The organism is Bacteroidales bacterium (genome assembly GCA_012517825.1).
In the GTDB taxonomy this organism is placed as follows: domain Bacteria; phylum Bacteroidota; class Bacteroidia; order Bacteroidales; family JAAYUG01; genus JAAYUG01.
This window is the reverse complement of record JAAYUG010000053.1, coordinates 1-13,273: the sequence shown is the minus strand read 5'-3', so window position 1 is coordinate 13,273 and position 13,273 is coordinate 1. Positions and strand designations below refer to the sequence as shown.

The following is a 13,273-nucleotide window of genomic DNA, read 5'->3' as shown; positions in this document are numbered from 1 at the left end:
TGAAGGTACTACCGTATTGATGATTTGCCATTTTGTCCGTTCGTTGCGTACCTTGTTGCGATCGAGCACACGCAGCCTGAATTCCTTGTTGCGCAGTTGAATGATTCCTGATGCATCGGTAAGGTAATTCAGCGTATTTACCACAAATTCCCTGTTGCCAAAAATCTGGTTGGTGTACCGGTCGAAGCCGGCGGGGGAAATCAGCGGGCCGCGGGCATCAAACCGGACTTCATTCCGTATAATGTCAGCATCCGACACAACGACAATTGCTCCGGATTGTCCGGATGGCCTGAACTGATAGGATCCTTTTATACCCAGTCCTTCGAGCATCCGGTTCCGGAATACAGAAGGGAAACTGCCTTCAACCAAAACCGCCACGGGCAGATTTTGTCTGTTGAATTCCTCTTTACGGGGTGCGTTACGCACCTGTTCAAGCGATACATAATTGGGCAGATTGGAAACCTTTGTGAAAGGGGAGGTGGTAAGCAGTATCGTTTTTCGGAGGCTGGCTGCTGCAAGGGTATCGATGGAACTGGCAAACTCAGATCGCACCAGATTGATGGTGCGGGTAACCGGGTGATCCTGCCGGGGTATAAGCAATGGGAAGTAATACCACGGAAAGGGAACAAAACGGGCAGCCTGCCCTTCTACGGCAGTGTTTACCGGGATCAGGGCACACTGAATGTCCTGAATCAGATTGTGATTGATTCTGACCCCGTAACGGAACAACTGATCGTCCAGATTAACATCGTTCATCAGGGCAACGGATGCGGATTCGTGAAGGCTATCCAGACTGATGCGGGCTCCGTCGATAAAAAAGAGGATCTTCCCGCCCTGCATAAGATACTGGTCGAGAACAAATTTGTCGGCCTCACTGAAGCGCTGTGTTGGTCCGGCTATGATAACGGCAACATACTGATCAAGGCAACCGGCAACGCCATTGATTTTTCCGCGGTCAATCTGAAAGAAAAGCGATAATTCCCTTGAAATATCGGCCGTTTGATACTGATCAAACTCGCCATGTCCTTCAATGAAGGCAATCTTTTTAACCGTGTCAGAAGCCAGTGTATGGAGGGTGCTGATGAGCCTGTATTCAAGCAATTGCAGGGAATTGTTCAGGTTTTCCTCAGCACTCAGCCCCGGATTGTTCTGCAAAAGATTGAGGGGCACTTCGGTGTTTTTGTATGTGATAATGGCTCCGGGGAAAATGTATTTTTCTGATTTCCCGCCTTCTTCATCAGTAGCCTGGACATTGGTAACCTGAAGGCCCTTATTGACCAGTTCCTGCATCAAGTTTTTTCTTGCCTGGGGTGTTTTCCCCGCCATGGGATTCACAAACTGATACTGGATGCGGTCGCCGGCATATACCCGGAACTCATCGAGCATTTCGCGGATGCTGTTCCGCATTTTTATGAACTCCGGAGGAAGGTCTCCGTCGAGGTATACCCTGATAAAAGCCATTCCGGGCATGTTTTTCAGGGTTTCTTTTGTTACGGGCGAGAGGGTGTATCTTTTTTCCGAAGTAAGATCAAGGCGCACAAAATAAATCTGCGAAAGAAACATCAGCATAATGATGATGCCCAGGATCAGGTAAGACAAAACGGCCGATTTGCCTGACAAAAACTCTTCCGGGAGGTGTATCTTTTTACTACGCATTACCATTTGCGGTTTTTGATTGATTCATAGGTAAATACCATGAAAAGCGCAATGATTCCAAAAAAATAAACAAGATCCCTGGAGTCAAGCACTCCGCGGCTCATACTCCTGTAATGTTCAGCAATGCCAAGGTATTGTATGATGCTTTGCAAAAAAACGGGCAGATGCATCTGAGAAACAAGATCCAGACCTGTGTAAACAAAAAAACACAAGGCGGCGGACAGGAGGAAGGCAACTATCTGATTTTCGGTAAGTGAAGAGGAGAATATTCCAATGGCTGCATACACCGAAGCAAGCAGAAAGAGCCCGATGAAGGATCCCCAGGTTCCGCCCATGTCAATATTTCCAGGAGGATTGCCGAGGTGATATACCGAATAAAAGAAAATAAGAGCGGGCAGGAGGGAAAGGATGACTACCATAAGGGAAGCAGCATACTTTGCCAGGATAATCTGCCAGAGGCTCAGGGGGCGGGTAATGAGCAGTTCAATTGTGCCTGTCTTCCTTTCTTCTGCGATGGTGCGCATGGTGATGGCCGGAATCAGTATAAGAAACACCCAGGGGGCCAGCATGAAAAAACTGTCAAGGGTGGCAAAACCTCCGTCCATGATATTCGTGCTTCCTGGGAAGACCCATAACAACAGCCCGTTGGTGAGAAGGAAAACAATGATGGCAATGTACCCGGTGAGGGAACTGAAAAAGCTTCGTAACTCTTTTCCGATTAAGGCATTCATAGGAGAATTCGTTAATCTGCCGGCTTCTTTCATTTTCTGATTTCTTCAAACCGGCTGTCTATTTTATTCAGGCTTGCAAATATAAGCGAACTATTGAATCCATTTTTTTATGGAAATGCCGGTAAAATAAAAAAACAAAATTTCGCGGTAGTCAAATCCTTTCAAAGCCATTTGCATGGCCCCTTCCTGGCAGAGTCCAATGCCGTGACCGTAGCCGCGGCCATCAAGCACAATCTTATCGGGAGGCACGAAGCTGACGGAGAAGAAGGAAGAACGCAGGCCAAGATCATTGCGGATTTTACGAAGGGGTAAGGAATCGTTTCCCGCCGGATAAAAGCGTTTTCTTTGCAGCTGAACGAATTTAAACCGCGAAGGAGGGAAGCTGTCAGTTAGAACAATACCTGCTCCGGTAAGATATTGTTTCCATTCGCTGAGGGTGAAAGTTTTCTGCCAGCGGGCATTTCGCGATTCGCGGCAATAGGGGTCTCTGACGGGTTGAAGATAGGGCATATCAAGCACCCATTCTGCGGTACTGCTCTGGGTTTCACCGCCGCAGTTGGAATGAAAAGCTGCGGTAATCAGTATGGTATCATTCCATACAGCAACTTCCCCGTGGGTTTGCCTTACGGCATTGAGTATCTCCCCGTTTTTATCGCTCCGGCTCAGGTAGGCCTGGCAATGCACACCGTCGCACAGGTCAAATCCTTCTTCCTTATGGCGGGTAATATTGGCCAGTGCATAGGTGCGGCAAAGTACTGCCTGTGCTTTGTAATACTCGGGGTGGGCTTTTGTTCCTCCTTCTGATTCAATCACTCCTGCAATATATTTGTCGAATTGCACCCGGTTTACAGCAAGAATACGGTTTACGTCGGCTCTGAAATGAACGTTGTCGTCATAAAGCCGTTTTTCTTTTGCCGGGAATGCCGGTCGGATGCTGAAAATACCATTGGTGTCAAGGGCTTCGAGCTCAATGGTAAGGCAACCTACCGGCGGATTGTCGGGTCTCTGAATGCTGAGTTTGTCATTCATCAGGCTGATGTACAGAATGTTTCCCGGTCGCAGGGTGTCAGATGGTATGCTGTCAATGAACAGAACATACTTGCTGCGCACAGGAGAAACTGTAAAGGACTGTATGGCATCGGCATAAAAAAGCCCGATGCTGACTTCCTGGGCCGTCAGATTGGCCGAAAGAAAAAACAGCAGAATCCGGATGCCTTTCATCAGCGGTGCATTTTTTCCTTTAGAAAGTCTCTTATACGGCCGGCGACTCTCTCCGAAACTCCCGGTGGTCCGATTTTTCCCTTCAGCCGGGCATAGTTGCCAAGCATCCGGTTGCGGTAGTCTGTATTGTTCAGAAGTAGGTCAAGCTCGCGGGTAATTTTTTCCGTCAGGTCAAACTGCAAAAGCTCTTTTACAATTTCCTCCTCCATGATGATATTGGGCAGGGAAAAGAACCGGACTTTGACAAAGTGCTTTCCCACATGATAGGTCAGGTTTCCGGTTTTATAAACCACAACCTGGGGTGTTCCTATCAGCGCTGTTTCAAGTGTTGCCGTACCCGATACAACCACTGCGGCGGAAGAATGGTGCACCAGATCATAGGTTTGGCCCGATACAAGAGGCAGAGCCTGGCAGCCTTCAATACTTCTGTAAAATTCCGGATCAATGCCCGGCGCTGCCGAAACGACGATCTGGTATCCGGTAAATTTTGCGGCGGCTGCTATCATTTCGGGAAGGCAAAGTGCAATTTCCTGCTTCCTGCTTCCCGGCAGCAGGGCAAGTATTTGTTTGTCCTCCAGATGGTTGCGTGAAATAAAATCCGGCCATGAGGTTTTGTGCGTTTCCCATGCAAATACAGCATCGGCTACGGGATTTCCAAGGTACTCCACTTCGTAGCCCCGCTCCCTGTAATAGGATGTTTCGAAAGGAAGAATAACAAACATCCTGTACACGAACTGCTTAATCTGATGGATCCGGGATTTTTTCCAGGCCCATATCTTTGGCGAAATATAGTAAACGACAGGGATGCCTTTTTTTTTGGCAAATTCTGCCATGCGAAGGTTGAAACCGGGAAAGTCAATCAGGATCAATACATCGGGACTGAACGAGAGCAAATCTTTTTTACAAAGCGACATATTTTTCAGGACTTTCCCCAGGTTTGCCGCAACGGCCGCCACTCCCATAAAAGCTGTATCGCGGTAATGTTTTACAAGGGTGCCGCCTTCCTGTTGCATCAGATCCCCACCAAAGAAACGGAAGATGCCTTCAGGGTCATTTTTTTTCAGGGCTTTTATCAGGTTTGCTCCGTGCAGATCGCCTGATGCTTCGCCGGCTATGAGGTAATATTTCATCTTCGGGTCAATGGATTTTGGAATGGAAAGGTCAGACGATAAGGTATTTAATCAACATAATAATCAATGCGGCAACAATGGTGGCTCCCAGAACACCTCTTGCTGCATAGAGGTGGTTGGTCCAGATAAAAATAAAAAACACCAGCAGGTTGGGAATTACCGTCAGACTCAGCAGGGCAGGCAGTGCATGCAGGGCAACGAGCGTTCGGATGAAAGAAGGGAACGTATAGGTTTCAAAACGTGCAAAATAAACCACTATCAGGGTAATAATCGGGACAATGATTCCAAGAAAGAATCCCAGGCTGAGCCGGTCAAATTTCGATTTCATGGTGTATGATTTTCCCAGTGTTTAATTCTGTTGATAAACTGATAATCAGTAAGATCAATTTTAACCGGAACTACCGACACATAACGGTGGGTGAGGGCCCATTCATCGGTATCGTCTGCTTCAGGCTCCAGGTTATGGAATTCGCCGGTAAGCCAGTAATATTCCTGGTTCTGTGGATCAATGCGCCGGTCGAATTCTTCCCTCCAGAGGCCCTTGTTTTGCCGGCATATTTTTATTCCTTTTATCGGTTCTCCGTTGTTGCGGGGTATGTTTACATTCAGGCAGGTGCCTGAAGGAAGGCCTTCTTCAAGCACGCGCGAAACAATATGCTTGGCGTAAAGGATAGCTGTGCTGAAATCGGCTTCCTTCGAAAAGTCAAGCAGAGAAAAGCCTATGGAAGGTATGCCGTTGATGCATCCTTCCAGAACGGCTCCCATGGTTCCTGAATAAACAATGCTCGACGAGGAATTTGCTCCATGATTAATGCCGGAAAGAACCATGGTCAGAGGCCTGCCGGCCAGCCGGTTGATGGCCAGCTTTACGCCGTCCACGGGGGTTCCTGTGCAGGAGTACACTGTCAGTTTTTCTTCTTCCGACAATTTTTCAATCCGTATGGGATATTTTACTGTTATGGCATGCGACATGCCACTCTGGCCTTCATGCGGGGCTATGACCAGGACGCGGCCGAATGTCTGTGCCACATGAATCAGGGCCTGAAGCCCCGGCGCATGAATCCCGTCATCGTTTGTTACAAGTATTAACCGTTCTGACATACATTTATCTGTCATTTGCCAAACAGGTTAAACCACCGGTCTGCAGGTTAAAGAAGACCTGGCTCTGACCTGTTCACTTCATCACGGGCAAATATAGGCAATCTGCTGTTAACCGGAAGAGAGTTTTTCAACCGGATCTGGTTAAATAACAGTCATTTTTCTTAGATTTGCGGCTGTTATTAAAAAAAATAGTTTTCAGGAAAGGAATTTGCAATGAAGATCTCCTACAATTGGCTTCGTGATTATCTTCCCTTTGATCTTGATCCGGCCCGTCTGGCTGAAATTCTGACGGATCTGGGGCTGGAAGTGGAATCAATGGAAACATGGGAATCAGTTAAGGGTGGTTTGCAGAATTTTGTGATAGGCGAAGTATTGACCTGTGTCAAACATCCCAATGCCGACAAATTATCGCTTACAACGGTGAGCATTGGTGCCGGGGCGCCGCTGAAAATCGTTTGCGGGGCTCCCAATGTGTCAGCAGGCCAGAAAGTACTTGTGGCCCTGCCCGGGGCAAAAATTTTTTCCGGAAATGAAACATTTGAGATAAAGAAGACCAAAATCCGTGGTGAAGAATCCGAAGGGATGATCTGTGCTGAGGATGAAGCCGGTATGGGAACATCCCATGAGGGCATTATGGTGCTCGATCAGAAAGCAGTTCCCGGCACTCCGGCATCGGAATATTTTGGTGTAACCACTGACACGGTTTATGAAATCGGCTTAACGCCGAATCGCATTGATGCGGCTTCGCATTACGGCATTGCCCGTGATCTGGCAGCCCGGCTGAGCTTATCATCGCCCGTGAAGGCAGGGCTTCCGGAATTGCCCCGTCTGCCGGTTTCCGGAGCTGAACCACCTGTTAAAGTGGTTATTGAAAATACGGAAGGATGCCGCCGGTATGCCGGCTGGTACATCCGCGGTGTAAAAGTAGGCCCTTCGCCCGCCTGGCTTCAGAACAGACTGAGGGCAGTCGGCCTGAATCCAATCAGCAATGTGGTCGATATAACCAACTATGTCTTATACGAGACAGGACAACCGCTCCATGCATTTGATGCCGATAAAATTCAGGGAAATACGGTTGTGGTGAAAAATCTTCCTGCCGGAACAATGTTCATTACACTTGACGGTGTTGAGCGTACCCTTGAAGCAAACGATCTTCTGATTTGCAATACGGCAGAACCCATGGCTCTGGCCGGCATTTTCGGCGGTCTGCTTTCGGGTATCAGCGACGAAACAACGAATATTTTTCTTGAAAGCGCATGGTTTGATCCCCGGACCATACGGCGAACGGCCCGTCGGCTTGGACTGGCAACTGATGCTTCGTTCCGCTTTGAAAGAGGCACTGACCCTAACATGGTTCCCTATGCCCTTCAGCGGGCTGCATGGTTAATAACTAGCATTGCAGGCGGAACTATCACAGGTCCTGTTGTTGATGAATACCCTGCTCCGGCCGTGAACGCCGAAGTAGCTGTTAACCTGAAAAGAATCAATAGCCTGATTGGAAAGGAAATTCCAGAAGACACCCTTCGTCAGATCCTCGCTTCCCTTGATATAGAAATTTTGTCAGAAAAGGGAAACGATATGCTGCTAAGGGTTCCTCCTTACAGGGTTGATGTACAGCGTGAAGCAGATATCGTCGAGGAAGTGCTTCGCATCTATGGCTTTAACAATGTTGAAATTCCTGAGCGTGTTCATGCTACCTTATCCTATGTTGCCAAACCTGATAAGGAAAAAATAACCCATACCATTTGCGATTATCTGACGGGTGCCGGTTTTACAGAAATTATGTCCAACTCACTCACCCGTTCAGCATATTATGAGAAAAACAAAGCCTTTCCGGCTGAAAACCTTGTCCGCATTCTGAATCCTTTGAGCAGCGACCTCGACTGCATGCGGCAGAGCCTTCTTTATGGCGGACTTGAGGCAATACGATACAACCGGAACAGGAAGAATCCGGACCTGCTCCTCTATGAGGTCGGAAAAGTTTATTTCTACCATCCGGAAGAGAAAGCGAAAAACCCCCTTTCAAAATACTCGGAATATCTCCACCTGGCCCTTTTTGCTACCGGCAACCGGAGCGAGAAAAACTGGACTACTCCGGAACAGCCTGTTGATTTCTTTTTCCTGAAAGGCTGGGTTTCGGCCATTCTGCAGAGGCTGGGTTTTGATCCGGAACATCTGGGTAACGGGGAGGTAAGGAACGATCTGTTTGAATATGGTCTGAAATACATGGTGAACGAAACGGTGGTAGTTGAGTTTGGTGAGGTGAATGCACAACTGATGGCAGAATTTGACTGCAAAGCCCCGGTCTTTTATGCCGATTTCCATTGGGATGCCCTGATGAACCTGGTTAAGGATCATTTTGTGGTGTACCGTGAAATCCCCCGGTTCCCCGAAGTGCGTCGCGATTTATCAATGGTGCTCGACGAAAAGGTAACTTACGCCCAGCTGAGGGATCTCGCCTTCAGAACAGAGAAGAAGCTTCTGCAGAAGATGAATCTTTTCGATGTCTATAAAGGGGAAAAGATAGGTGCCGGGAAGAAATCCTATGCCATTACTTATGTGCTCAGGGATCCGTCAAAGACTCTGACCGATGAAGAAATTGATGCCGTAATGAGAAAACTTATGACGGCTTATGAAAAAGAACTCGGTGCGGTAATCAGGCAATAAACAATGAAAATTGGTCTGATAAAAGGTGATATAACAAAAGTTTCTGCCGATGCCATCGTCAATGCAGCCAATACGAGTTTGCTTGGCGGAGGGGGTGTTGACGGAGCTATCCACCGTGCCGCTGGCCCACAGCTTCTGGAAGAATGCCGTACCATAGGAGGTTGTCCTGTTGGCGAGGCGCGCATTACCAAAGGGTATAACCTTCCTGCGCGGTTTGTTATTCACACGGTAGGCCCTGTCTGGAATGGAGGTTCATACGGGGAACCGGAAAAACTGGCATCCTGTTACCGCAACAGCCTCTTTCTGGCAAACCAGCACCAAATCAGAACGATTGCTTTTCCCGGTATAAGTACCGGTGTATACGGATATCCGAAAGATAAAGCCGCTGCCATTGCTGTGAGGGAAGTGCGGCAGTTTGCGGAAACGCATGATCTTCCCGAAGAGGTAATTTTTGTTGCCTTTGATGACGAAAGTTACCGTATTTATGAGCAACTTCTTCAGCAAGGATTATGAATCAGAGACCACGACTGCTCAACTATCTTTCGCTGGTTAAGTTCAGCCACACCGTTTTTGCCATGCCCTTTGCCATCATCGGATTTTTCCTGGCAGTACGGCACGATCAGTATCCTTTTTCCTGGAGTATTTTTATTGCTGTCATTCTCTGCATGGTCTTTGCGCGAACGGCTGCCATGGCATTTAACCGGTATGTTGACAGGGAAATTGACGGGAAGAATCCACGGACAGCACTCCGTGAAATCCCGGTCGGGATTATCCGACCCAAATCGGCGTTGCATCTCACCATCGTTTCATCGCTTCTGTTTATGGCGGCAGCATGGTTTATCAATCCGTTGGTTTTTAAATTGTCTCCCGTTGCCCTGCTGATCATTTTAGGCTATAGTTTTACCAAAACATTCACAACCTGGAGTCATCTGATTCTGGGATTAGGGCTTTCCCTTGCTCCCGTGGGGGCATACCTGGCCGTTACCTCGAAGTTTGCTTTGTTGCCGGTTCTCTATTCCCTGGTAGTCATTTTCTGGGTCAGCGGCTTCGATATACTGTATGCATTGCAGGATGAATGGTTTGACAGGCAGGAAAACCTGCGCTCGGTACCGGTACGTTTCGGACGAAAAAAATCCCTCATCATTTCGGCTATATTTCATCTGGTGAGCGGAGGCATTGTGATACTGGCAGGATATTACGGCCATTTTGGCCTTTGGTACTGGATCGGATCTCTTGTATTCCTTGGTCTGCTAACCTACCAGCATGTTATATTGAGTTCAGACGATATTTCACGGCTGAATACAGCCTTTTTTACTACCAATGGAATAGCCAGTGTTCTTTTTGCTTTGTTTTTTCTGCTGGAGATGTATTTTTAGCCCTGTTCATTTTTTGCGTTGCATCATGCGCGAGGTTGCTGTGCTTCAGTTCAGGGCATGGTAGGAGCAAAAAGATTCAAACTGTTTTTGCCAAAGCATCGAGTTTTTCTTTTTCCTCCTGAAAATTCAGGAAAGAATATTGTTTCTCCAGCTCTGAAATTCTGGTTCGGATCTGTTCAATAAACCGGGAATATTCTTCTGTTCCGGGCCTGATCGGGCGATGTTCCAGCGCTCGTTGCACCTGTTCCACCTTCCGTACAATCTGCAAGGTAGCTTCAGCAAAGAAGGTCTGACAGAAAAACTGCCAGATATAATCAATGGCCACCTGATTAGGATGAATCATGTCCGGTTCATAAAAACGGTAATCGCGTAAATCGTCCATCATGATTTCGTAAGCGGGAAAATAGACTGACCCGGGGATTTCATTCAGCAGCCTGTGAACCGCTACAAACAAAACTGATTTGCCGGTCTGGTTTCCTGTGGGGCCGTATCGGAGATATCGGACAGGACTAATGGAAAAGATCATCCGTAGAGTCGGGTTAACTTTGCTGATAAGGTTCCAGACATCTGTAAAGTTTTCTGCAATCTGTTCAGGTGATAGTATGTCGAAAGTGAATTCTGTATCAGGTATTTTATGGCAGTTAGCTGCAATCTGCCCGGTTTTCCGGTATCGGTAAACATGGGCATTTCCCAGTGTGATAAAAAGACAGGTGGCCTTGCGAAGAAATGCAGCTCCCCGGTTTAACGATTCGTTAATCCGTTTCAGTACCTCATCTTTATCAGTACCTGAAAACATACCATGATGATCAAAGCTATGCCAGACTCCGTTATACAGAATAAGCTCGTCCTGAGAGTATGGTTTTGCGGTAATAAGCCGTCTGATGGTATTGGCTATAGAAACAGGATTATAAAGAATGCCTGAAGGGTTAAGGCAAACCGGAAATTTCAACAATTCCATCTTACTGCCTATGTGCTCCGTGAAACACGATCCGATGAACAGAAGCAGATCGGTATAGCTGATACTGAAAGGGGCAGGTGTTGGTCTGATTTCGGTCCTAAAAGTATCCATGACCTGACGGGTAATCGGTATTTGCAAGGCAGGTTTCCATTATCCAGTTTTTAATAAGAATAAAAAGTTCGGGGGCACAGGGCTCGTTGTGGAGTTCGTGGAACATATCTTTGAACAACCGAAAAGTAACATTTTTACTACAGTGTGTTGTGAGTTCCTGACTTGCCCGGGGAGAAGTAATCGGATCCGCTGAGCCATGGGCAATCAGCACGGGAATGTTCACCGGAATCCCTTTCTGAAGGATGAGATGACCGGCCTTCTGTGTATCAAAATACAGACGCAGACTGATTTTGTTATGCACAAGTGGATCGCTTGTATAAGCTTTGGCCACTTCGGGATAGTGGCTGAGATCGTTTGGATTGAGGCCATTGGGAATCGTCATTCCGGGGAAAACAGGCAAAAGAATGCGGGCCACAGCAGTTTGCCAAACCGGAGGTTCGGAAGTCAGCCGGAGCCATGGAGAAGTCACAATGAGGCCATTCAGGGAGTGCCTGCGTTGCGATATGTAGGAAAGAACCAGATTGCCGCCGAGGCTGTGTCCATAAAGAATGGCAGGTATTTCAGGAAACAGTTGGCTTGTTTCTTCGAGCAAAACCTTTATGTCATCCAGCAGAAGGCCATAAAAAGCGGCATGCCCGCGTTTGCCTTCCGCCAGGCCGTGGCCTCTGTAATCAATAGCAACAAAGGCCATATTTTCCTGGGTAAATCGTTTTGCCCAGTGATCATACCGGCCTCCATGCTCCCCGAGGCCATGTACCATATTGATAACGGCCAGCGGTTTTTGTTTAGGCTGCCAGATGCGGAGAAACAACGGCAGGCCATCGGTTGAAACTACCTTTTTTTCAGAATATTCCATTTTTGTGTTCTGTTTCAGTTTACCAAATATAATACAAGTTTCATGTTCAGTGTATGGGGCTTTTTTATCTGTTTTTTTGCGTTTTGTTGCTGACACAACTTGAAAAATGTTTACCGTTCATTCCGGTTGCCTCATATTGCTGCTTCGCCGGGGTTGGATTATTGGTTCATCCGGTAAAAGATGGCAGGATTTGGATTAGTTTTGCATAGAAAAGGGAGGCAGGTATGCATTATACTCTTACATTCAGCACCGACAAACATAACGGACTATATGATATTACGGCACGAGTAAAAGATGTCGTCAGTAAAAGCGGTGTGCGCGAAGGGCTTGTAAATGTATATGCGCAGGGGGCCACATCGGCTATCATGATTCAGGAAAACTGGGATGAATCGGTGCAGAACGATGTTGTAACACTGCTGAGGCAATTGATCCCGGCTGGGAAATGGGAACATGATGCCCAGGATGACAACGGGGATGCCCATCTCAAAGCCGGTTTGGTAGGCCCTTCTGAAACAATTCCCCTGGTCGGAGGCGAACTGGCCCTTTCCACCTGGCAGAATATTTTCTTTTGTGAGTTTGATGGGCCCCGAAACGAACGCAAAGTTATTGTAACAGTTATTCCAGGGTAAGCACCAGGAAAATGCAAAATTCAAAAATTCTAATCCATCCAGGAGCCTGTTAAAGGATGAAGGTTGATTTTGTCAAGGTTCCAGACTTTCATGGTTCCAGAGTTTCAAAGTTCCAAAGTTCCAGCGTAGAGCGTAGAGCGTATAGCGTAAAGCATTGGGCTTAGAGTGTAGGGTAGAGAGGTAAGTCATGAACGGTATTTCTTTACGCTTTACGCTCTGCGCTTTACGCTCTTTCCCCGCAGGGGATGAAGGATAATAGATGTAGTGATGTAAACCATATCTTTTTCCCCGTAGGGGATTAAGGAACGGGTTCCAAAGTTCCAGGGTTCCAGAGTTCCAAAGTTCCAGCGTGGAGCGTAGAGTTTATAGCGTAAAGCATTGGGCTTAGAGTGCAGGGTAGAGAGGTAAGTCATGAACGGTATTTCTTTACGCTTTACGCTCTGCGCTTTACGCTCTTTCCCCGCAGGGGATGAAGGAGCAACCTATGGCCTTAAGGAAGGAACAAAATAATACCTCAAAAAAACAGGGGACACTTTCGGTATCCCCTATTTTCATTAGCTTCTTTTATTTTTTCTGGCCTCAGCCTGTGCAACTTACCTGGCCGGGTAGAAAACGACAGGCTGCAATTTGCTATATTCCGCCTTCAGAACCTTCCAATCCACTTTCCTGGGTAGTCTGACCGTCAATCGTTACCGTAAACTTCCGGTCGCAGGTTCCATCGCCAAAGTCAATGGTAATTGTCTTCTTCCCTTCAATCACAATTTCTATTACCCCAGCCTTGGCCCAGGGACAACCTACATGGAACTGAAGCGCTTCCTTAATAGTATAGGTATAGGC

General features: G+C 47.3%; 14 protein-coding genes. 4 read left to right on the top strand and 10 right to left on the bottom strand.

Translation table 11 applies throughout. The features are described 5' to 3' along the window. The 6 genes from gldG to surE form a co-directional block, all read right to left on the bottom strand. Nucleotides 1–1,656, bottom strand: a 1,656-nt coding sequence (gene gldG / locus GX419_03655; protein NLI23785.1) for a gliding motility-associated ABC transporter substrate-binding protein GldG, incomplete at its 3' end; no start/stop codon positions are given. After that, nucleotides 1,656–2,387 carry a gliding motility-associated ABC transporter permease subunit GldF gene (gene gldF / locus GX419_03650; protein ID NLI23784.1) on the bottom strand — a complete coding sequence of 244 codons (732 nt, stop codon included), beginning with the start codon at nt 2,385–2,387 and terminating at the stop codon, nt 1,656–1,658. The genes gldF and gldG, both read right to left, overlap by 1 nt. Before the next feature lie 90 nt (nt 2,388–2,477). Continuing rightward, entirely contained in the window at nt 2,478–3,608 is a 1,131-nt protein-coding gene (locus GX419_03645; protein ID NLI23783.1) for a SpoIID/LytB domain-containing protein, read from the bottom strand. After that, nucleotides 3,608–4,738: a lipid-A-disaccharide synthase gene (lpxB, locus tag GX419_03640; GenBank protein ID NLI23782.1), complete on the bottom strand. Its 1,131-nt coding sequence runs from the start codon at nt 4,736–4,738 to the stop codon at nt 3,608–3,610. Before lpxB ends, GX419_03645 begins: the two co-directional genes overlap by 1 nt. A 31-nt stretch (nt 4,739–4,769) precedes the next feature. Beyond that, entirely contained in the window at nt 4,770–5,066 is a 297-nt protein-coding gene (locus GX419_03635) for a hypothetical protein (protein NLI23781.1), read from the bottom strand. Beyond that, the gene (gene surE, locus GX419_03630; protein ID NLI23780.1) at nt 5,063–5,854 is read right to left on the bottom strand and encodes a 5'/3'-nucleotidase SurE; all 792 of its coding nucleotides are present in this window, start codon (nt 5,852–5,854) and stop codon (nt 5,063–5,065) included. The genes GX419_03635 and surE overlap by 4 nt, the downstream gene beginning before the upstream one ends. 198 nt (nt 5,855–6,052) lie before the next feature. Here surE and GX419_03625 point away from each other — a divergent pair, with 198 nt between their 5' ends. From GX419_03625 to GX419_03615, 3 genes are read left to right on the top strand one after another with little or no spacing between them, the layout of a single operon-like run. Further along, nucleotides 6,053–8,506: a phenylalanine--tRNA ligase subunit beta gene (locus GX419_03625; protein ID NLI23779.1), complete on the top strand. Its 2,454-nt coding sequence runs from the start codon at nt 6,053–6,055 to the stop codon at nt 8,504–8,506. Nucleotides 8,507–8,509: 3 nt separating this feature from the next. After that, nucleotides 8,510–9,019: an O-acetyl-ADP-ribose deacetylase gene (locus GX419_03620; protein NLI23778.1), complete on the top strand. Its 510-nt coding sequence runs from the start codon at nt 8,510–8,512 to the stop codon at nt 9,017–9,019. After that, entirely contained in the window at nt 9,016–9,882 is an 867-nt protein-coding gene (locus GX419_03615) for a UbiA family prenyltransferase (protein NLI23777.1), read from the top strand. Before GX419_03620 ends, GX419_03615 begins: the two co-directional genes overlap by 4 nt. A gap of 76 nt (nt 9,883–9,958) precedes the next feature. On the opposite strand, the gene GX419_03610 is transcribed toward GX419_03615, so the two are convergent. After that, nucleotides 9,959–10,951, bottom strand: coding sequence for a GSCFA domain-containing protein (locus tag GX419_03610; protein NLI23776.1), 993 nt, complete (start codon nt 10,949–10,951; stop codon nt 9,959–9,961). Continuing rightward, nucleotides 10,938–11,807, bottom strand: a complete 870-nt coding sequence (locus tag GX419_03605) for an alpha/beta hydrolase (protein ID NLI23775.1) — start codon at nt 11,805–11,807, stop codon at nt 10,938–10,940. The genes GX419_03610 and GX419_03605 overlap by 14 nt, the downstream gene beginning before the upstream one ends. 224 nt (nt 11,808–12,031) lie before the next feature. Between GX419_03605 and GX419_03600 the strand changes: the two genes are divergently transcribed. Further along, nucleotides 12,032–12,436, top strand: a complete 405-nt coding sequence (locus GX419_03600; GenBank protein ID NLI23774.1) for a YjbQ family protein — start codon at nt 12,032–12,034, stop codon at nt 12,434–12,436. Between the two features lie 209 nt (nt 12,437–12,645). Here GX419_03600 and GX419_03595 read toward each other — a convergent pair whose 3' ends face one another. Then, nucleotides 12,646–12,849: a hypothetical protein gene (locus GX419_03595; protein NLI23773.1), complete on the bottom strand. Its 204-nt coding sequence runs from the start codon at nt 12,847–12,849 to the stop codon at nt 12,646–12,648. 217 nt (nt 12,850–13,066) lie between these two features. Further along, a partial coding sequence (locus GX419_03590; protein NLI23772.1) for a hypothetical protein occupies nt 13,067–13,273 on the bottom strand: 207 nt, incomplete at its 5' end.